Source organism: Okeanomitos corallinicola TIOX110 (assembly GCF_038050375.1).
GTDB lineage: Bacteria > Cyanobacteriota > Cyanobacteriia > Cyanobacteriales > Nostocaceae > Okeanomitos > Okeanomitos corallinicola.
In genome coordinates this window covers 2,694,395-2,715,325 of record NZ_CP150886.1, presented here as the reverse complement: position 1 = coordinate 2,715,325, position 20,931 = coordinate 2,694,395, and the positions used below count along the sequence as shown (strand labels likewise).

Annotated in this window: 16 protein-coding genes; 10 read left to right on the top strand and 6 right to left on the bottom strand. The window is 35.8% G+C overall.

Translation table 11 applies throughout. The features are described 5' to 3' along the window. Positions 1-460: 460 nt before the first annotated feature. The 3 genes from WJM97_RS11750 to WJM97_RS11740 all read right to left on the bottom strand — a co-directional run bounded on the left by WJM97_RS11750 (position 461) and on the right by WJM97_RS11740 (position 4,522). The gene (locus WJM97_RS11750) at positions 461-2,170 is read right to left on the bottom strand and encodes a diflavin flavoprotein (protein ID WP_353928992.1); all 1,710 of its coding nucleotides are present in this window, start codon (positions 2,168-2,170) and stop codon (positions 461-463) included. A gap of 64 nt (positions 2,171-2,234) precedes the next feature. Then, complete coding sequence (locus tag WJM97_RS11745) at positions 2,235-2,639, bottom strand: DUF559 domain-containing protein (RefSeq protein WP_353928991.1); 405 nt, start codon at positions 2,637-2,639, stop codon at positions 2,235-2,237. Positions 2,640-2,776: 137 nt separating this feature from the next. Then, entirely contained in the window at positions 2,777-4,522 is a 1,746-nt protein-coding gene (locus WJM97_RS11740) for a diflavin flavoprotein (protein WP_353928990.1), read from the bottom strand. A gap of 162 nt (positions 4,523-4,684) precedes the next feature. Here WJM97_RS11740 and WJM97_RS11735 point away from each other — a divergent pair, with 162 nt between their 5' ends. Continuing rightward, complete coding sequence (locus WJM97_RS11735; protein ID WP_353933156.1) at positions 4,685-5,383, top strand: pantothenate kinase; 699 nt, start codon at positions 4,685-4,687, stop codon at positions 5,381-5,383. A gap of 302 nt (positions 5,384-5,685) precedes the next feature. Here WJM97_RS11735 and WJM97_RS11730 read toward each other — a convergent pair whose 3' ends face one another. After that, entirely contained in the window at positions 5,686-6,426 is a 741-nt protein-coding gene (locus WJM97_RS11730) for a creatininase family protein (protein WP_353928989.1), read from the bottom strand. Between the two features lie 208 nt (positions 6,427-6,634). On the opposite strand from WJM97_RS11730, the gene WJM97_RS11725 reads away from it, so the two are divergent. The 7 genes from WJM97_RS11725 (at position 6,635) to lepB (ending at position 14,918) form a co-directional block, all read left to right on the top strand. Next, complete coding sequence (locus WJM97_RS11725) at positions 6,635-7,324, top strand: hypothetical protein (RefSeq protein WP_353928988.1); 690 nt, start codon at positions 6,635-6,637, stop codon at positions 7,322-7,324. Positions 7,325-7,794: 470 nt separating this feature from the next. Further along, a complete protein-coding gene (locus WJM97_RS11720; RefSeq protein WP_353928987.1) occupies positions 7,795-10,011 on the top strand; it encodes an Hsp70 family protein in 2,217 nt (738 codons plus the stop codon). Continuing rightward, positions 10,008-10,502 (top strand): LysM peptidoglycan-binding domain-containing protein, encoded by a 495-nt coding sequence (locus WJM97_RS11715; RefSeq protein ID WP_353928986.1) that lies wholly within the window; start codon positions 10,008-10,010, stop codon positions 10,500-10,502. The genes WJM97_RS11720 and WJM97_RS11715 overlap by 4 nt, the downstream gene beginning before the upstream one ends. Further along, a complete protein-coding gene (locus WJM97_RS11710) occupies positions 10,499-12,928 on the top strand; it encodes a peptidase M, neutral zinc metallopeptidase site (protein ID WP_353928985.1) in 2,430 nt (809 codons plus the stop codon). Before WJM97_RS11715 ends, WJM97_RS11710 begins: the two co-directional genes overlap by 4 nt. A gap of 97 nt (positions 12,929-13,025) precedes the next feature. Next, the gene (locus WJM97_RS11705) at positions 13,026-13,625 is read left to right on the top strand and encodes a molecular chaperone DnaJ (RefSeq protein WP_353928984.1); all 600 of its coding nucleotides are present in this window, start codon (positions 13,026-13,028) and stop codon (positions 13,623-13,625) included. Between the two features lie 7 nt (positions 13,626-13,632). Next, positions 13,633-14,187, top strand: coding sequence for a nucleotide exchange factor GrpE (gene grpE, locus WJM97_RS11700; RefSeq protein ID WP_353928983.1), 555 nt, complete (start codon positions 13,633-13,635; stop codon positions 14,185-14,187). Positions 14,188-14,345: 158 nt separating this feature from the next. After that, the gene (gene lepB / locus WJM97_RS11695; RefSeq protein WP_353928982.1) at positions 14,346-14,918 is read left to right on the top strand and encodes a signal peptidase I; all 573 of its coding nucleotides are present in this window, start codon (positions 14,346-14,348) and stop codon (positions 14,916-14,918) included. A 79-nt stretch (positions 14,919-14,997) separates the two neighbouring features. Here lepB and WJM97_RS11690 read toward each other — a convergent pair whose 3' ends face one another. Together WJM97_RS11690 and WJM97_RS11685 are read right to left on the bottom strand one after the other, a co-directional pair. Next, positions 14,998-15,528: a ComEA family DNA-binding protein gene (locus WJM97_RS11690; RefSeq protein ID WP_353928981.1), complete on the bottom strand. Its 531-nt coding sequence runs from the start codon at positions 15,526-15,528 to the stop codon at positions 14,998-15,000. Between the two features lie 23 nt (positions 15,529-15,551). Continuing rightward, entirely contained in the window at positions 15,552-15,926 is a 375-nt protein-coding gene (locus WJM97_RS11685) for an NINE protein (RefSeq protein ID WP_353928980.1), read from the bottom strand. 303 nt (positions 15,927-16,229) lie between these two features. Here WJM97_RS11685 and WJM97_RS11680 point away from each other — a divergent pair, with 303 nt between their 5' ends. Continuing rightward, a complete protein-coding gene (locus tag WJM97_RS11680; RefSeq protein ID WP_353928979.1) occupies positions 16,230-17,165 on the top strand; it encodes a DnaJ domain-containing protein in 936 nt (311 codons plus the stop codon). Positions 17,166-17,411: 246 nt separating this feature from the next. Further along, positions 17,412-20,924: a response regulator gene (locus WJM97_RS11675; RefSeq protein WP_353928978.1), complete on the top strand. Its 3,513-nt coding sequence runs from the start codon at positions 17,412-17,414 to the stop codon at positions 20,922-20,924. The last annotated feature ends 7 nt before the right edge of the window (positions 20,925-20,931 follow it).

Below are 20,931 nucleotides of genomic sequence, written 5' to 3'. Positions count from 1 at the left end.
AACTTCGCTATTTGCGTGCTAAATAAAAACATGGGTGGACTGCTATCACCAGCATTCTGCCCTTTTTTTATTTTATTATGTAAACACAATATAGCAATAGTATATTATATTTGTCAACTGTTTATATAATAAAATATTTTTCTCTTTGCCCTTTCCTCGTTCCTAGTCTCTGACTAGGAATGCAGTTGATGAAGCTCTGACTCAACTACCACGACAAAATCGGGTAAAGTGGCTTGTATTCTGGGTTTGGAGGCAGAGCCTCCTGGTAGGCATTCCCAGCCGGAGTCTGGGAACGAGGGATTATACACGGTTTAATCATTTTATTTTTTGCATATCGTATTTACATCATCTTTGTCTAATCTCCAAAAATGCGATATTTGGGGGGAGGGATGCGATCGCCTGTAGATGATAAAATTTAGAATTGCGATCGCTACGTTATATTTTTGTAATGGCGTTGATATTAATAATAACTCGCCGATTTACGATGATGCACAGCAGTTACACCATCTTGATTTAACACCTGACCATCATCCACAGTGGCATAAACCAACCAATGATCACCTACTTCCATCCGGTTTTGCACTGTACATTCTAAGTAAGATAAAGCACCATTTAAAATCACACCGCCATTATTAGCTTCTGTGGTATCTAAACCAGCAAATCTATCCTGTCCAGGGGCGTAAACCTTCATAAAGTGCTTACGTATTTCCCGACCTTCAGCTAAGATATTAACGACAAAATTATTATCAGTGTGGGTTAAATTTTCCATCGCTCTATCCTTAGCTACCGCAATGGTTAAACCAGGAGGATTAAAACTAGCTTGAGTTACCCAAGATGCTAACATTCCTGTTTTCACATCTCCTTGGGTAGCGGTGACAACACACAAAGAACCAACTATCCTACCCACTGCTTGTTCAACATTACTCGCAGGTTGTCTAGCAACGACAGTTTTCTTGGCAGCGCGTTTTAAAGCTTGAGCAAAATCTGTTCCTGCTTCTTCACAGGTTTGTAAAGTGACTTCATTGGGTTTGAATTTAACGCGGATAGGGTCAAAACCAAATCTGTAACCTGCATCTTTGAGTTTACTTTCGATTAAATCAACGGCTTCCCCACTCCAACCAAAAGAACCGAAAACACCTGCTAATTGGTTGTTTGTTGCTGTTGATAACACAATACCTAAAGCGGTTTGTACCGGTGTGGGTGCATGGCCGCCTAAAGTTGGAGAACCAATAATAAAACCTGCGGATCTTTCCACTGCGGTTTTAATTTCTTCAGGATCTGCAAATTCGCAATTTATTGATTCTACACTCACACCTGTTTTAGTTATACCACGGGCGATCGCCTGGGCTAAAGTTGCAGTATTTCCATAAGCAGAAGCATAAATCAAAGCCACGCTCATGTCAGCGTTAGTCTGCTGTTTAATCCATTGTTTGTAAGATTCTGTCAGTTCCTGTAAAGCGTATCTCACCAAAGGGCCATGACCAGTAGCATACAACCTTACAGGCAAATCTGCGAATTTTTCCAAGGCTGTTTCTACTTGTCTGGCATGGGGAGCCATGAGACAATCAAAATAGTAACGTCTATCTTCATTAAAAGTTTCCCAACCTTCATCAAAAACCTGATCACCGCAGATGTGCGCTCCAAAGATTTTATCAGTAAATAAAATATTTGTTTGGGGATCCCATGTACAAAGTTCATCAGCGTAACGGGGGTTAGGTGTGGGAATAAATTGTAAGTTATGTCCTTGACCTAAATCTAAACTTTCCTCACCCCGCATGACCAAAATTGGTAACTCTTCATTTTCCAAAGCAGTGCGTAAATTAATTGCACCTGGATTAGAACAAACAAAGGTAATTTGGGGAGCAATTTCTCGTAAAGCTTTTAATGTTGCAGCACGGTTAGGATTGATATGACCAAGAATTACATAGTCAATTTTTTTCACATCAATCCTTTCTTGTAAAGCCTGTAAATAAATTTCTGTAAAAGTTTCCCCAGGAGGATCAATAACAGCAATTTTATCACCTTGAATGATAAAAGAATTGGCAGTTGTACCTTTAGCTAAAGCATATTCTATTTCAAATCTTAATCTTGCCCAACTGCGGGATCTTAATATGGTTGTATTTGTACCAACTGGTAATATTTGCACATCGCGGGGTTTAGTTGCTGACATAGTTTTATCTCCTTAAAAAAATTAATACTAATCTCTTGTCCCCCTCCTCGCTTGCGGGGAGGGGTTAGGGGTGGGGTTTTATTGCCACTAAAATTTTTTCTAAAACCCCCTCTATATTTAATAAAACATCTTCATTCTTAAATCTGATCACCTGCAAACCCAAAGACTCTAAAAACTCTTGTCGAATAGCATCTTCTTTTTGAGTGTAATTGTGAATTTCTCCATCTACCTCAATCACTAATTTTATTTCATGACAGTAAAAGTCAACAATAAACCGATCAATAACTTGCTGACGACGAAATTTAAAACCTAAATGTTTGTTTTTTAATCTTTGCCAAAGTAGCTTTTCTGCTAATGTAGATTCTTTCCGCATTTGTCTGGCTAAAGGTTTCAGTTTTTCCCAGAGTTGTGGTGAACTTTGCCAAGGAACAGAAACACCTGTTTTATTTATGCAGTCTTGATCTGGCATGATTAGAAATTGATTTTTGGGTTGAAGTTTTGTGCAGTTGTTGGTTTTTCCCCAGAGTTATAAAACCCCACCCCCTAACCCCCTCCCCGCAAGCGAGGAGGGGGAACAAGAAAGGAGAGGGGACAAGGAGTTGAATTTTAATAGTGATTACCAACTTTCCGATGGTGAACCGCTGTCAATGATTCGGGTTTGGAGACTCTACCAGCATAAACTGTACTGTACACTGCCCAATGATCGCCACAGTCCATCCGGCTCATGACTTCACATTCCATATAAGCTAGAGCATCACTTAAAATGGGTGCGCCATTTTCCGCCGGTTGGGTTTTTATGCCTTCAAAACGATCTGCACCGGGAGCGAATCGTTTTAAGAAGTGCTTCATTAATGGTTGATAGTTGCTTTCTTCGAGTACATTAAGAACAAAGCGATCGCCTACTTGCATTAATGATTCAATTGCCCGATCTTTGGCTACTGCAATGGAAAATCCTAAAGGTTTAAAACTGGCTTGACTCACCCAAGAGGCTAACATCGCACTGGAGACATCGCCTTTTTTGGCAGTGATGATATACAAACCGCCGCTAATTCTTCCTACTGCTTTATCTAATTCGGCATCAAGAGATTTCATGGCTTTAATGCTTTTGTCTCTTGTCACCCATTGTCCCAAATCTGTTCCCGCTTCTTCACATTTTTGGTAGGTGTTATCTGTAGGTGTTTCCCGAATTTCAATTACAGGAAAAGCTACTTTTAAACCCGCAGCCCGGAATTGATTTAATAGAGGATAGGTGGGTTCATCGTCGCCACCACCGGTTTCAAAGATGCCAATGGCTTGTTTTTCCGTTGCTGATCCTAGCACTGTGCTGAGTGCAGCTTGAATATTAGGGTTGCTGGAAACAGGAATCATACCCACAACTATTCCTGCACAGCGTCCTGTAAGCTCCCGTAACTCTTGTAAATCAACTGCTCCCCCCAAATCAACCATTTCTACGGCTACACCCGTTTTCACGATACCTTTAGTGAGGGATTGAGCTAGGCGATCGCTATAACCATATTCAGAAACGTAAAATACCCCAACTACGGTTTCTGCTTTGGTTTGGTTTTGACTCCAATGGCGATAACGTCCAATTAATTCATCAACATTGTGAGATAATAGGGGTCCGTGTCCAGTGGCTACCATTTTGATAGTTTTCAATTCTGCCATCCGTTTTAAGGCAGATAACACAGAACGAGCATTTGGCCCCATTAAGCAGTCGTAGTAATATCTAAAGTCTTTTTCAATTTCTGGTAAATTTTCATCAAAGGTGAGATCGGAACAATAGTGCATTCCAAAAGCATCACAGGTGTAGAGAATTTGGGTTTTGTGATCAAAGCTGAAAATGGTGTCAGGCCAGTGTAAATTAGGGGCAATCACAAATTCAAATTCATGACCATTACCAATATCTAGGCGATCGCCATTTTTAACTATACGGCTTTTAAAAGGTTGATGTACTAAATTTTCTAAAAATTGAATTGCAACTTTAGAAGCGACAACGGTAATATCAGGTGCTTTTTGCAGCAAATCTTTAACTAAACCACTGTGATCTGGTTCGGTATGACTGATAATTAAATAATCAATATCTTGGGGATTGATTAAACCTGTTAATGTATCAAAATATAGTTGACGAAACTTTTCGTGGGATGTATCAACAAGAACAGTTTTCTCACCACGGATCAGAAAAGAATTGTAAGTTGTACCGTTTTGTAAACCAAACTCAATATCAAAGCGATCGCGATCCCAGTCCAAAGAACGAATAGCTGTGGTATCCTGGTCAATCTCTACAGTCTGTATAGTTAGTCGTTTTGCTGGAGTAGGGTTTCCCTGTCCATTTCTATCGGTGAGTAATACCATAACTCCCCTCCTTAATAAAATTGAGTATTTATTCCTCTCCTCCTATTGTGACACGGCTTGAATATAACTTTTTCTTAAAAAACATATCACTCACTTAAAAAATTTAAAAGTGTGAACCAGAACAGAAAATTAAAACCTATTGATAATTTTTTATTAACACTGATGATTGGTAACTCCCGTCTCCACTGGGGGTTATTTATCAACGGTGAACTTAATACTACCTGGGATACAGAACATTTACAAAACTCACCCCCTCACCCCCGCACTCCCTCACCCCCTCTCCTCATCGCTTCCGTAGTTCCCACACAAACCACAAAATGGCAAAATTACCCAAATGCAGAATTTATTACTTTAGATCAAATATCTTTAGGGAGAATTTATTCTACATTGGGAATTGATCGAGCTTTAGCTGTATTTGGTGGAGGTAAAGTTTATGGTTTTCCTATTTTAGTAATTGACGCAGGAACAGCTTTAACTTTTACCGGTGCAGACGCAAATCAAAATTTAATCGGTGGGGCAATTTTACCAGGATTAGGTTTACAATTTTCCAGCTTAGGACAAAAAACCGGACAATTACCATTATTAAAAGTTGGGGAAGTTCAGGAATTACCACCAAGATTTGCCTTAGATACAAAATCGGCAATTCAAAGCGGAATTATCTATACTTTGTTAGCAGGAATTAAGGATTTTATCGCTCATTGGTTATTGTTATTTCCTGATAGTAAAATTGCTATTACTGGAGGAGATAGTAAGTTGTTGGGAAGTTATTTAAAAGAGCAATTTCCAGAAATCGGAGAACGGATAATTTTAGATAAAAGTTTGATATTTTTGGGAATGAGAGAAATAGTTAGGGTTAATTAGGAATAAAAGTATGAATTTTTGCTCTTAGCAGATAGACCGGGATAAAAATTAAATATAATTGATATTTGGCGATAGTTAAGCTCACCGAAGGTATCGCATAATCTATAATCTGCTAAACTGTTCCCAAATACTTAAATTATCTACTTGCAAATAACTAAATACCAGAAATCAAAAACCTCAATCCTGTAAATCCTCAAATCCTGGACATCCTGATTCAGACATATTAATAAATTTATTATCCAGCACCTTTGATTTATTTGAATATAGAGACGATTCGTGAATCATCCCTACAGATTTTATTCCTAACTTACAAACTCCAAATATCCCTTACTTAATTCTTCAACTGCCAAATCATAAAATCTTTTACCATGTTCTGGAGTTGCTAAATCAGGATTTGAACCCATGCGGCCATCGGGATAACGAGAACGAAAATCAGCCGCACCATAGATTTTGTGTCCACTTGCTACTTCTGAAGACAGAGGAGCTTTTTTAATAGCTTCTGGATAAACATATTGAGTCAAAGCTACTTCACTAGGAGTAGCATGAGAACCTTCTTGATCACCGTATAATTCTTTAGCAAGTTTATATACAGAACCACACATAAACCAATTAGCCACTTGACATTGTACTTGTTGGCAATTATTGATTTTTAAATCTTCCAAATGTGCATAAGTTTCCGAAAAAGCCGCTTTCATAGTAGCAATATTTCCACCATGTCCATTAATAAAGTAAAACTTAGTAAAACCAAATTTGGCTAAACAAGTTATATGATCTCGTATTACTAAAATTAAAGTGCTGGGACGAAAACTAATTGTACCGGGAAAAGCTGTGTGATGTAATGCCATACCGACATTGATAGTCGGTGCAACCATCGCTGCTGTTGCGTCACCCACACCACGGGATATAGCTTCTGCACAAATAGCATCAGTTCCAATTAAACCAGTTGGGCCATGTTGTTCTGTCGAACCAATAGGAATAATAATTCCCTGAGATTGCTGTAAATAAGCTTCGACTTCAGTCCAGGTGCTAAGATGTAGTAACATTTTTCATCTAAATTCATTCTTTAATCTATTATGAATTATTTTATTTGTTTCTGTATTCATACAGTGCTTAAATCATCATTCTTTAAATAAATGAATAAGCAATAGTGTATTTACTGAAGATAAGAAGAGTAATTCAGAATCAAATTATAGGTTGCCTAAAAACGAAAATATTGATATCTTGGCAAAAGAATATTTAGCATTAATGATCATGACAAATAATTTTTTGGAAAAGACACACTTTCTATTAATTTCGGCTCTTACCGTAGGTTTTAACATAGTTTTTCCTGATGATGTTAAAGCCCTAACTTTTATAGATTCCTGGAACTTTAACAGTAACAACTTCAATTCTAGTCAAGGTAATGGGACTCTCAGCAGTAATTTTGTGACTGACAACATTACCTATTTTACAGGGACAACAATCAATGCTGTAGGTAGCGATCCTGCTGGTAATGCTCTTGCTTTACAAGGTGGTGCATCCAATATCAATAACGGCAGAAATATCACACTTGAGTTTAATCTTTCTGCATATTCTGACCCAATTCTCACATTTGCAACTCAAAGAACAAATACTGGTTTCAACAACAACTTGATTGAATGGTCTACTAATGGGACTACATTTTCATCCACTGGAATCATCGCTACAAATCCTTATAACCCAGCCACAAGTTTTGCTCTACAAACTTTTGACTTCAGTAATGTTAATTCTCTTGATAATGCTGCTACAGCCTTCTTGCGTATTACTTTTAATGGTGCTACTAATGCTGCGGGAAATAACCGGATTGATAACATACAACTAAATGGGACTCTAAACACTACTCCTGTTCCGTTTGAATTCAATTCTGCTTACAGTTTGCTGATTTTAGGAGGAGCTTTTGGGTGGCGTTATTTGCGTAAGTAATGCTATGTTTTTTAAACTTGTTTATTTTAAGTCATTGGTGGCAAGTATTTGATTGTATTGATCATATTGCCATTAGTAGATTTAGGTAAAAAGTTAGCATCCAAGTTTTAGATAAATTAAGTGTTTTACAGTCATTTATGAATGAAACAATAAGTTTATTTATTTAGTGTTTCCATTGTATCAATACTTAAAATATATAATTTTGTGGATACTTACGTAATTTGCGTAAATACCCGGTAGTGTTTACCAGAAAAGATATGTATTAATCAGAGTTGACAATTTATGTAATTTGTGGCTAATTAAAGAGAATTAAGGTATTTGTGTCAGAATCGGAAAATGTTCTCCTTCCGCTTCCTCAACTTTAAGTGTTGAAAATAACACGATGTCACTTGTATTCTCAAATAGTGGTTTATTAAGTGGTAGTCTACCTAAATCTGCACAAAATTAGATAATAGGTAAGAATTATAACAATGGTTAAGGCAATCGGGATTGATTTAGGAACGACTAACTCTGTCGCTGCTTTTAAATTAGTAGAAGTAGAAGTTGTCACAGCTAAAGATAATACCCCACCAGATAGAAAGCTGACGCGTTCCGTGGTTGCTGAAGATCAGGGAAAATTTTTGGTGGGGGAGCAAGCGTATAATCAGTTACGCCATAATCCAGAAAATGTAATCATTTCCATTAAACGCTTGATGGGTAGAGGTTTTGGGGATGTGGCGGTACAAAAACAAAAGTCAGAATTTGGTTATAAAATAGCCCAACCAACTCAGGGAACAGATAACAGTCTAGCGGTGTGGTTAGGTGGTAAAGAATACCAACCGGAGGATATTTCTGCGGAAATTCTCAAAAAGGTAGCGGATAATGCCCAAGATTATTTTCAAGGAATTGGTCAAAGTGGGGAAGCAATTGATCAAGTAGTCATTACTATTCCTGCCTATTTTAATGATAAACAACGCTACGCCACACGCACGGCGGCACTGAAAGCTGGGCTAACTCCCTTAGAATTATTACCAGAACCAACTGCCGCAGCTATATCGTACGGGTTTTCACCGAATAGTGATGATGTAAAAACGATTTTAGTCTATGATTTTGGTGGTGGAACTTTTGATGCCTCAGTAATTACAGCAGGGGGGACTTCATTTATTGAGCAGAGTAAAGCCGGAGATTTGTGGTTAGGTGGTGATGATATTGATTCACGTTTAATTAAGTTTGTGAAAGAGCAGGTAAGTCAAAAGGAGAAAATCGCAGATATTGAGGGTTTGATAGCCAAAATGCCCTATTATCAGCAGGTTCGTTTTTATGCGGATTTAAAAATTGCCGTAGAAAGGGCAAAGGTAGAATTAAGTAAATATACAGTGGCGCAGATTATTCCTGGTAGTCAGTTACTAGATGAACTAGGAATAGCAATTCCTTTAGATGTGGAAATCACCAGGCAGCAGTTTGAAGATATGATTGATGACTTGGTAGAGCGATCGCTACAAATTTGTTACCAAGCTTTAGAGTATGCGGAATATAACTTAGAAATGGTTGATATGGTGTTGTTAGTTGGTGGTTCTTCCCAAATTCCCACAGTACAACGCAAACTTAAACAAGCATTTGGTGATCATAAAGTTGTCCTGCATCCCCGGCCAATGTATGCAGTAGCTGAAGGGGCGGCGATTGTGGCAGCCGGACAAACCGACAAAGTTACCACAGTATCCCGTGATTATTTTATTGAATTAGCAGATGGTAAATATCAGGTAATTAGTCAGGGTGATATTTTACCAGTACAGACACCAATATACACTTTCAAAACAGTAGCGGAAGGGCAAAGACTAATTCACTTTCAGTTTTTTAGTCCCGATAAAGTCAAAGAAAAGTTAGATGGAATCACCCATAACGAAAGAATTGGGGAAATGTGGCTAAGTTTAGACGAAAAATATCCAGCCGGAACAGAAATTCAGGTGAATTTAGAACTAGATGAACAAAATAATGATTTGCGAATGACAGCAACATTAAAAAATGATCCCTCTATCAGAGTTAGTTGTATATTTTCTCGTGGTCGTGCAGATGAAAAAATATATCAAGAATTGGAAGCAGCGATAGATGTACTTAATGATCAAAATTTAACTGCCTATGGTGTGGAAGAAGCCCTAAAATTAGCAGTTCCTGTAGTCAAATTAGCTAACCAAATTATTAATCCGACCACCGGTGAAGAAAGTCAGGATTTATTATCACAAGCTGGGGAAAATCTGCAAAAATTCCAAGTTAATATGTCATCGGCAAGACTAGAAGCCGAGGCTTTAGTGGGAGACTGCGATCGCATTTTGAAACTATGTAGTTTTATGATTCTCCAGCCACAGCAAGAACAACTAAAAAATCTCAGTCAAGAATTACAATCTGCTATTGATAATAATAATCTTTCTGGCATGAAACACTACAGTGAAGAAGCTAGAAAAGAAATAGAAAAACTACCGGAAGAAGTACAAGTAGTTCAAGCTTGTATTATGGCAATTCAACAAGCTAAAGTCATAGCACCAACGCAAGCAAATGCGATGTCTGATAAACTCTCTCGTTTATTAATGGCTATGAAAAATGGAGATGTTAAAGAAGCAGAACGTTTATTACCAGAACTACAACCAGAAGTACAACATTGGCTTCATCAAGAGATACCAAGTAACAGCATTGTGACAGGGCTAAAACAATGAATATTAAAATTGACTGTCCCGTTTGTGGATACAAAGAAATTGAAGGTAAAACTTGCCCTAATTGTGATACAGATTTAACTCTAATCCGCAGCCTTCAAGAATTGCCACCAATAGAAACAACAATATCACAAAGAAAACTTAGTACCTGGACATTAGTCTTAGCTTTATTAATCCTCATCATAGGTATTGGTTTAGGCGCCTTAAGTAGTTTTTTCCTGATCAAAAATCAATATAGTGATAATGTATTTACTAACAATTCAGCCGTAGTTATTAACCAAGAATCAGTTGCGGATAACAAAAATATAAATATAAATTTATATACTGTTAAACGTGGAGATAATTTAGGTATAATTGCAGAAAAAGTATGTGGTAAAGCTAGTGCTTGGAGATTAATCGCAGAAGCTAACCCTCGTCTAGAAAATCGCCGTAACTACTTTATTCAGGTGGGAGAAAAATTAAAAATTCCTAACTGTCAGGAGAAAATTCAATGAATATCTTTGATAGTCTCAAGGAAGCTAGTCAAAAATCCGAACAACTAGCTCAAAAAAAGCAGCTAAGGGAAGCTGTAACCATTGCAGAAACAGCATTAAATCTTTGGGATCAAAAAACTAATCTATGGGAAAAATTGTTAGGTAAATTTTTAATTGCTAATTTGCGGGAGAGTTTGGAAAAACAGTTAGTAGAATGGCATAGTCAAATTTATCAAGCAGATAAACTAATTCATCAAGCTCAATCAATACTAAAAAATGACACTGGTGATCCTTTTGATATTACCTCACTTAGTAGTGCGATCGCTATTTATCATCTCTCTAATCAAGTGATTGTTGATCAGCAAATATCAGAATTAATTGCTAAATATCAACAAGAATTAGCACAAAGACAAAAATTTCAATCATTAATAAAACAAGCTAAAACCCAAGCAGCTAATCGCTTTTTTAAAAGTTCTATATCTATTTATAAAGAAGCGGGATTTATTTATAAAAATGAATTTGTTCAACAAGCTATTGCTGATATTCAAGGTCAGGTTTATCAAGAAGAAAATTATCATTCTGCCCTTGAAAAAGCCAGAAATGCTGAAAATGAAGGTAGGTTAAAGGTTGCAATTTCTATTTTAGAAGACGCTTTAATTAATTTTCCTCGCACTGATGGCTTTGATTTACTCAAAAAACTTAAATTGAGAATTCACGGTAGAGAAATATTTTTTCAAGGTTTAGTAGCAGAAAAAAAAGGTGATTTTTTTACAGCTAAATCTTGTTATGAAAAAGCAAAAACGCTCATATCAAATTCTACAGATTGTCAACTTCGCTTGGGTTTAGTAGCTATAAAAATGCAAGATTGGGAAAATGCACTTTTCTATTTACAAGACTTAACAGGACAGCAAGCTACGTATCTCAGGGGATTTGTATTAGCGCAACAAGGTAACATACAACCAGCATATCAGGAATGGGAAAAAATATCTACTCCCCTAGTCACTGCCCAAAAAGAAATAATTAGCCGTATTTCTCAACAGCAACACCTCATATATCTTCAGAAAATAGAAGATTTAGTGACAGCAGGAAATTTACAGGAAGCTCAAAATTTGAGTAGAGAGTTTCTGCAAAAATTTGCAACTCACGCCTTGGTAGAGACTAATCTCAACGAATATATTCATCCTAGTTTAGAAATATCAATTTGGCAAAGTTATGACTACTCAAACATAGCCAAATATACACAGGAAAATTGGATTTACCAACCCAATATTAATAACTTACATAATTGGGTAGTTGCTAATTATTATTATTCTCAAACACACCCCGAAAATCTCATAGAATTTATCGCTGCTTTGTCAACTTCTTTAGCTAACATCAATATAGATAACAGCTTAAAAAATCTACCTTGGTTGGATAATGATCCTGTGGATTTTCAGGCTTTATCATTAAATTTAAAACGTCGCTTAGAAGCAGCAATTGATAATGTAAAAAATACCAGTCTTGAAGTTTATTTAAATTTGCGTGATTACTATCGTCGTGAATTAGTTGCTCTGAGATTAATGGGTGAACCATCAAACTCAGGGTTACAAGTTAATGATCTATATATTACCCCTGGTTGTTATGATCATTTTTCAGAGTCATGGCAAACTCTGTTAGTTGATAAAATCCCTGATCATAATCATCTTCTTCGCTCCCTTTATACCCCTTGGGGGTTAGCTGTAGCTGCTTGTTTAGAAGGAGATATCCAACGCGCAATTCACATTAAACCTATAAATCAGCCTACAAATAAACTGGAAGAGTTTGCTAATCAACTCCTTAATTATCACGAAGGTTTTTATCAGCTACAACAACAAAGATGGCGCTTGGCAATTACACCTTTACAGTCAGCGAAGGAAGAACTTAAATACCATCAAGATTGGCAACAGGAAATAGAGAGACTTGTTAATTTACAACGCCAAGTTATTCTAGAATTTAATGAACATTTAAAATTTGCCAACTTCTGCTATGATATTTTACCAAAAAGTGAATCAGTTAAAAGTTACTATACTGAATATAAAGCGGAAGAGATTAGACAGCAAATTGTTAATGAAAAAATTTCCCTTAATCAAGCATTAGAAAAACTGCAAGAATTAAAAATCATTGATAGAGATAATACCATTGTCTGTGACATGATAGATAATGTTGAACTTTCCCAGGAAATAAAAGAAATTAATCGCTTGTTCCAAGTTCGCCAATATGAGGCTATGCTGGGAAAAGCTAAACTTTCCAAACGTGATCGAGTTCGTTATATTGTTGCTGAGTTTTTCTTAGATATGTTAATTAAGGGTATTCAAAAAAATCGCTTACATGACCAGGAATTAATTCTCCAACTAGGACTTTGGGCTTATGAAATTTGTCCCCATGAACCAGCTTTTCAAGAAATTTACCGGAGTTTAAAATTATGTTGATTCATAATATTTTAATATTAGAATATCGAAAAATATCTGATATTTTGCTTTGTAAAAATAGCTTTTAAGACCAAATTACTTAGATATAAATGAAATTATGGAATATAATCCCTACGATATTTTAGGCTTATCTCAAGCCGCATCAAAAGTAGAAATTACTCAAGCTGTGGCTGTGGCTATTCAGCGTAAACAGTATCCAGTAGATGTGATTGCTAAAGCTCAAAAGAGCTTGATGAAACCGGAAGAAAGGACTATTGCTGATTATTTACGCCCAATTTTACCTACTATTAAGGAATTCAAGTATAGTGATTTATCAGCTTTACAAAAACCAGCACTAAGCTTAACTTTGTTATCAGAATTTGATGGTTTAGATCAGGCGATCGCTCAAGCTGTTCAACAAGAAAAACAAGAAAGAAACGCTTTACCCCTATCTTTATCAGAATTATTTACTGCTGGAGTCGCCGCTTGTAAAGAAGGACGTTACCCAAAAGCGATAAAATATTTAGAAGACTACTGTGAAGGTTGTACAGAAACCCATAGCCAAAACTATCTAAAGGCAAAAATCTGTTTAATTAAAGCCTACCAAATGGGTGGACAATTACACAGAGCTATAACCCTTTGCCAGTCTTTAATTAATCATAGTCATCCTCAAGTTAATACTTGGGCTAACAAAATTTTAGCTATCTTATCTAAATAAGTATACCGTGTCTGAATTAAACTCAAATTATGTGATTAGCCAAGAAATGCGTGATTTACTTATGCAGGAAATTGGCGACATTAAAAAAGAAAATGTCCTATTACAACAGTCTCTGCGAGAACAACAAACTCAAAATACTTCAGAAACAGAAGACTTCTTTTTGGAACTTTTAGAAATAGCTGATGCGATAGAAGCACTACTACGATATTTGGAACATAATCCCCAACCCAGTCCAGAATTTATCGAACGTTTACCGCGTTCCATCGCCGCAGTTAACCGCAAATTTCTGAGTGTACTCAGAAAACGTCAACTGATACCAATAAAATTAGTTAATCGAGAACCTGATTTTAATCTTTGTCGCGTCGTAGATCAAGAGGAAAGAACCGATGTACCAGACCAAACAATTACTAAAGTCGTTCGGCGCGGTTTTCGCTGGGGTGATAAAATTCTCCGCCCTACAGAGGTAATCACGGCGAAAGCAAAATCTAATTCAGATCATAATGATGATAATATTAATAAAACCTTAAATCAGAAAACAGAAGAAATAACAATACAGGAATAGTCTCAAGAGAGTTTGGACTCTGAATTATTGGTGATTTATGGATAGATGAATATCCTCATCATTTGTATGGGTTTGTACAGAACCGAAACAATAATAATTCTACCTTGAGAGTCATAATGGTCAAAATAGTGCAAATTTTCAACTAGCTACAAAATTCTATGAATCATCAGGAAAATAATATTCAAGAAACTGCTACAACTACAAAAAAATGGCGCGGTTGGCAAGAAAATATAAGTTTAATGGCGATCGCATTAGGTTTAGCATTATTGATTAGGACATTTGTTGCTGAACCCCGATTAATACCATCAGAATCAATGTATCCCACTCTACATATAGGCGATCGCTTAGTAGTAGAAAAATTATCCTACCATCTTCAACCACCAAAAAATGGTGATGTCGTTGTTTTTCGCACACCACCAGGATTGAAAGAACGTGGATATGATGAAAACCAAGCCTTTATCAAACGAGTCATCGCTGTCCCCGGCCAAACAATTGGCATAGTCAATGGTAAAGTTTATCTCAATAATCAACCCATACAAGAAGACTACATCGCTGAACCAGCAAATCAACCCTTTACATCGGTAGAAGTTCCAGAAAATCAACTTTTTGTGATGGGAGACAACCGGAATGATAGCAACGACTCCCGTTATTGGCGGTTTCTACCCAGAAAAAATATCATTGGCCGTGCTATTTTCCGTTTTTGGCCTTTAAATCGGATTGGTTTAATTTAGTGATTAGTGATTAGTTATTAGTCAAAAGCTACCGCATATTTTAGATCAAGAGTTTGACTGCTGATAGCTGATTAACTACTTAAAACCGTAAATAATACATCAACTGAGCGATCGCATCCCCAGGCAATTCTAGCCGTTGTTGAAAATCAACTAAGTTACGATAAGAACCATGAGCTAACCGATTTTCTATCACTGCTTTTGCTAAAGCTAAATCTATCAGAGGAATTTTGAGCAGATTTTCTAACGTTGCTGTATTCGGATTTATTTGCCTAGTGTTAGCTAAGGATTCTTCATCATAATAACTAAAATTTAGTAGCGGTTTCAGAGGTTCTAATCGCTGCACAGGCAAACTCAAAGCCGCAGCAATATCTTCAATACAATAAAATTTAACTCCTGATTTTGATAACTCAACCAATGTTCTCCCTTGGTGAATAGATAAACCTGGTAAACGCAACCAGTCATCTACAGTCGCTTGGTTAGCATCAATACACATACCCAATTGAGCCGCCATTTGCACTTCTTCCCCAGATTGGAGACGATAATAGGGATCATTAAGTAGTTTAGAACGGAACTGTTTTAATTTGAGATTTAACGGTAGCCACTTATTCATGGTATTAAATGGTATTAATTAGATCAAGAAATTTGGTCTAACATCTGACGGCGTTTTTGCTCGAATTCATACTCAGAAATTAAGCCATCTTGACGCAGAGCATCTAACTCACGCAAAGCATTAGCAACAGATTCTACTTGATTATTTACCTGTGATGAATTTTTGACCACAGACTGACCAAAATTAAAGTTTCTATTAAAAGCTTCTTCATCCTGAGCTAAATACCAAACACCTTCTATAGCACTAGCTACCTTGGGAATTGGTGTCCAAGATAACAGCACATACAAAATTCCCCACAATGGTTGTCCTAAGTAAAATTTATGTAAACCTGAAATTGTGAGCGTCCCAGAAAAAGCTAAAATAGCAGCAATACTCCGACTTTTACGTTTAGTTAACATTGTCTTTATCAATCCCCGATTTTCAGAATCTTTATAAACAAACAGTTATAATTGCATCATACTTAGTTCAACTCAATATGGCAAAGTCCATAAAATAAAGACATAACCTCGATTATTGTATGGATTTAGCTGACAGTGATCAGACTTCCGTGAACAACTAAATTAACTTCTACAATTCCCACTTAGAGATAGGATAGTTTATATATTCGTTTTTATCTTGATTCTAAGTAAACAAATATACTTTATTTCCAATTGATAGTCTTTGCCAGTATTTACTTATAATTTTAAAAAATAGTATAAAATATGCCGCAAAAATCCTTACCATTAGAAATACCCGAATTACTTATTGATCCCTATTCTATTTTGGGAGTTTCTGTCAATGCTGATGACCGTCAAATTACAAAACGTTATTATGTTTTAGCTAAACAGTTACATCCTGATAACTTTATTATTAATAATAAACCTGATCAAGGGTTAGCAGAAATAATATTAACCCGTTTAGTTAACCCTGCCTATCAACAATTAAAATTGGCAAAAAAACGTAATGATACTTTGGATAAATTGAAGTCAAAAGCATCAGTATTGAGTGATCAAGTTATTATGAGCTTAAAAGATACTCTACACCTTGATATTGAGTCAATGTCTGCACAAGAAGTAGAATTTTTCTATGAACAGGCGATCACATCCTACGCATCAGGACAATATAAGTCCCTTGAAAACTTTCATCATGTCACCAAACATATAAACAAATTAAATTTATTTTACCTATCGTTTCCCAATAATGCTTTTCTAGAAACACAAACTTTCGCCTATGATTCTACTTCCATTGTTCCCATGCCAGAAGTAAAAATAGTTGATCTGAAATTTTCAGAAGAGCAAAAAGAATCTCTCGCTGAACCGTTTAACTATGCTCAACGTCACTATGAGCGAGCTATTCAGTATCAACAGCAAGCACAATGGTCATTAGCTGTCAAAGAACTACGTGATGCTATCAAATTAGAACCAACTAACAGTAATTATTATGCTTTATTAGGAGTAGTACATTTTCAGCAAAACTTTCCAGGTATGGCTAAAGTTTATATTCGTCAAGCCCTAAAATTAAACCCAAAACATGAACTAGCTGTAAAATATGCACAACTCCTCAATATTGAAATTGACAACACATCCAATCCTAAATCAATAGTCAAGGCTTTAAGTATCGCTTCTTTATTAGGTAGATTTTTATCTAGAAAAGAATAAAAATAGCACCAAAATTGTCATATAAATAGGAGATATATAATCTTTGACTGGACTTACATTACACCATTGTTATTCATTAATTTTAATACTTAGGGTACATAACATAAATTATGTAATTTATTAAAAATGAATTGTACAAATAAATAATTTATTACAAAAAAACAAAAATATCACAATGTGCTTTAGCATTGACTTATTTTAGAATATCAGTACCTTTAAAAACAATCATATCAGGGCCAGCTTTCAATGAAAATTTTAGTTATTGAGGATGATCAGCTAAATGCCTATGCACTGAGTGCTATTCTGACTGAACAAAATTATGCAGTAGAAATTGCCAATGATGGAGATGTAGCCTGGGATTTAATTGATACCTACGACTATGATCTCATCCTTTTAGATATCATGTTACCAAAGCTAGACGGTATTAGCTTATGTAAAAAAATACGTTTAAGTGGTCGGCAAGTACCAATTTTATTACTAACAGGATGTGATAGTTCAAAAGACAAAGCTGTTGGTCTAGATGCAGGTGCTGATGATTACGTCGTTAAACCCTTTGATTCAGAAGAACTGGTAGCCCGTGTTAGAGCATTATTAAGACGAGGTAGCATTACTTTACAACCCATATTAGATTGGGGTGGGCATTTACGATTAGATCCCAGTAGTTGTGAAGTCACATATTACAACAACCTACTTTCCCTCACACCAAAAGAGTATGCCTTACTAGAACTATTGATGCGAAATAATCGCCGAGTTTTTAGTTGTGGGATGATTTTAGAGCATCTTTGGTCTTACGAAGATACACCAGGCGAAGAAGCAGTGCGTACCCACATTAAAGGTTTACGCATGAAACTAAAATCAGTGGGAGCGCCCCATGATTTAATAGAAACAGTATATGGTATTGGTTATCGTCTTAAACCCCAAGAGGAAGGGGGAAATCATCTAGACAATAAAGAAGTAACCAAAAAAAAGCTGAATTTTAAATCCCAGCAAACTATCACAGCGATTGAGAAAATTTGGCAGAGATTTCAAGGTCGTGTAGAAGAACAAGTTAGCATCATCGAAGAAGCTGTTAACTCAGAATGTGACCAAGAATTACACTCAGAACTTTGGTTAAAAGCCATAGCACAGGCTCATACTCTCAGAGGATCTCTAGGTACTTTTGGCTTGGCTTATGGTTCAGAATTAGCAATAAAAATTGAAAAATTATTAAAATTAAAATTAGAGCGAATTTTAACTAAAACTGAAATAAATAACCTCAAGAATTCGATAAAATTACTACGGCAAGAAATTGAAAATAAAAACCAGCAACAATCTCAGCAGTTATTAATTGAACCACAGCAATCAACTCAAGCAAAAATATTAGTCGTAGATGATGATCCACAAATTCTAGAATTATTAGTAGCATTATTGACTCCTTGGGGATTAGAAATTATTGCTATTAGCGATCCTTTAGAATTTTTGTCAACCTGGCAAAAAATCAATCCAGATATGTTAATTCTGGATATCGAAATGCCAGATAAAAATGGGATTGAGTTATGCCAAATAGTTCGTAATGATCCCCAAGGAATTCAATTACCAATTCTATTTTTAACAGTTCATAATGATGCAGATACAGTAAATAAAATTTTTAGTATTGGTGCTGATGACTTTGTGAGTAAGCCTATAATTGGCGCAGAATTAGTTAACCGAATTTTCAACAGATTAGAACGGGTGAAAATATTAAAAATAATAGCAAAAAATGACGATAATAAAATTGATTATAGCAAAAATAAAGCTCAATTTATAGACGAATTAGAATTAAGAGTTGCTGAACGTACAGCCGAGTTAACTACTGTTAATCATCAATTACAGGCAGAATTAGATGAAAGAACACGTACACAGGAAGCTCTGCGAATTTATCAAACTCGATTTGAAGGCATTTTAAATATTGCAGATGATGCCATTATTTCTATTGATAGTAGTCAAGCTATTATTTTATTTAACCATGGTGCAGAAAAGATTTTTGGTTACTCTGCCCCAGAAGTTTTAGGTGCAAAACTAGATTTATTATTACCGACCCGCTTTACCGAAAAACACCGTCATCATGTTACTGATTTTGGTACACATTCTAGTCAAGCTCGGAGAATGGGAGAAAGAAAAGAAATATTTGGTCGTCGCCAAGATGGTAGTGAATTTCCCGCAGAAGCTTCTATTTCTAAACTAGATGTTGGTAAAGAATGTGTTTACACAGTAATTTTACGTGACATAACTGAGCGTAAACAAGTGGAGAAAATGAAAGATGAGTTTGTTTCTGTAGTTAGTCACGAATTACGCACTCCCCTAACTTCAATTCATGGATCTTTAGGAATCTTAGCTAGTGGTTTGTTAGCAACAGACTCAGAACGGGGTAAACGTTTACTGCAAATTGCCACTGATAGCACAGAAAGATTAGTCAGATTAATTAATGACATTCTTGATATCGAGCGCATCGAGTCTAGTCAGGTGAAAATGGAGCGGGAAAATTGCAATTTGGAGGATTTGATTCAGTCTGCTGTCAATATTATGCAGCCTTTAGCTAATCAGGCTAAAATAGTTTTATCTATTTCTAGTTTATCTGTCAAACTATGGGCTGATCCAGATCGAATTATCCAGACTTTAACTAATTTGTTGAGTAATGCTATTAAGTTCTCTCCAGATGATTCTACAGTTTATTTAATAGCAGAACATCAAGAAAATCATGTTTTAATCACAGTTAAAGATACTGGGAGGGGAATACCAAAAGATAAAATAGATAGTATTTTTGAAAGATTTCAACAAGTTGATTCTTCGGATTCACGTAATCATGATGGTACAGGTTTAGGTTTAGCTATTTGTAAAAGTATTGTACAGCAGCATGGTGGCAACATTTGGGTGGAAAGTGAGGTTAATCAAGGTAGTAGCTTTTATTTGAATTTGCCTGTTTACCAGGATCATGAAATAGATGATTTAGAACCTGCTGTGATGGAATCAACAGTAATTTATTATCAAAATACGCCCTTAGTTTTAGTCTGTGATGATGATGTAATTATTCGCAGTGAATTACAACAAATGCTAGAACAAGGCGGCTATAGAGTAATCACAGTAGATCGAGGTGAAGAGGCGATCGCACAAGCAGTTTCTCAACATCCAGATGTAATTTTACTTGATTTACTCATGTCAGGAATGAATGGTTGGGAAACTATGGCACTATTAAAAGCAAATCCTGAAACTAAGGATATCCCAATTGTAATTTGTAGTGTCTACAAAGCCAGCAAAATGGATTCATCTAGTGCTGATTTTGTAGATTGGTTAAGTAAGCCAGTCAAAGAAAATAGTCTTTTAAATTCTTTGAGTAAAGTCATATCTGAACCATCTAAAAAAGTGAGAATTCTGATTATTGAAGATGATCATGATCTCGCAGATTTGTTAGTCACGGTATTTGAAAGACATAACATTGATACTTTTCTTGCTAAAACTGGCAGAGAAGCTATTCATCTCAGTCAAAAAGTTAATCCTGATTTACTCATTCTTGATGTGATTTTACCAGAAAGTGATGGTTTTACAGTTGTAGATTGGTTGAAAAAACATAATCAACTTTGTAATATTCCTGTAGTTGTTTATTCTGCTCAAGATTTAGATGATTCAGAACGCCATCGTCTAAAATTAGGACACACAGAATTTTTAACAAAAGGAAGAGTTACAACTAAGGAATTTGAAGAAAAGGTAATGTACTTATTGCAAAGAATGACTCAAAATTATTAAAATCGCA

Coding starts and splice junctions, on each gene's coding strand:
- WJM97_RS11750 (WP_353928992.1), bottom strand. CDS start 2,170: ATGTCAGCAACTAAACCCCGCGATGTGCAAATATTACCAGTTGGTACA.
- WJM97_RS11745 (WP_353928991.1), bottom strand. CDS start 2,639: ATGCCAGATCAAGACTGCATAAATAAAACAGGTGTTTCTGTTCCTTGG.
- WJM97_RS11740 (WP_353928990.1), bottom strand. CDS start 4,522: ATGGTATTACTCACCGATAGAAATGGACAGGGAAACCCTACTCCAGCA.
- WJM97_RS11735 (WP_353933156.1), top strand. CDS start 4,685: ATGATTGGTAACTCCCGTCTCCACTGGGGGTTATTTATCAACGGTGAA.
- WJM97_RS11730 (WP_353928989.1), bottom strand. CDS start 6,426: ATGTTACTACATCTTAGCACCTGGACTGAAGTCGAAGCTTATTTACAG.
- WJM97_RS11725 (WP_353928988.1), top strand. CDS start 6,635: ATGACAAATAATTTTTTGGAAAAGACACACTTTCTATTAATTTCGGCT.
- WJM97_RS11720 (WP_353928987.1), top strand. CDS start 7,795: ATGGTTAAGGCAATCGGGATTGATTTAGGAACGACTAACTCTGTCGCT.
- WJM97_RS11715 (WP_353928986.1), top strand. CDS start 10,008: ATGAATATTAAAATTGACTGTCCCGTTTGTGGATACAAAGAAATTGAA.
- WJM97_RS11710 (WP_353928985.1), top strand. CDS start 10,499: ATGAATATCTTTGATAGTCTCAAGGAAGCTAGTCAAAAATCCGAACAA.
- WJM97_RS11705 (WP_353928984.1), top strand. CDS start 13,026: ATGGAATATAATCCCTACGATATTTTAGGCTTATCTCAAGCCGCATCA.
- lepB (WP_353928982.1), top strand. CDS start 14,346: ATGAATCATCAGGAAAATAATATTCAAGAAACTGCTACAACTACAAAA.
- WJM97_RS11690 (WP_353928981.1), bottom strand. CDS start 15,528: ATGAATAAGTGGCTACCGTTAAATCTCAAATTAAAACAGTTCCGTTCT.
- WJM97_RS11685 (WP_353928980.1), bottom strand. CDS start 15,926: ATGTTAACTAAACGTAAAAGTCGGAGTATTGCTGCTATTTTAGCTTTT.
- WJM97_RS11680 (WP_353928979.1), top strand. CDS start 16,230: ATGCCGCAAAAATCCTTACCATTAGAAATACCCGAATTACTTATTGAT.
- WJM97_RS11675 (WP_353928978.1), top strand. CDS start 17,412: ATGAAAATTTTAGTTATTGAGGATGATCAGCTAAATGCCTATGCACTG.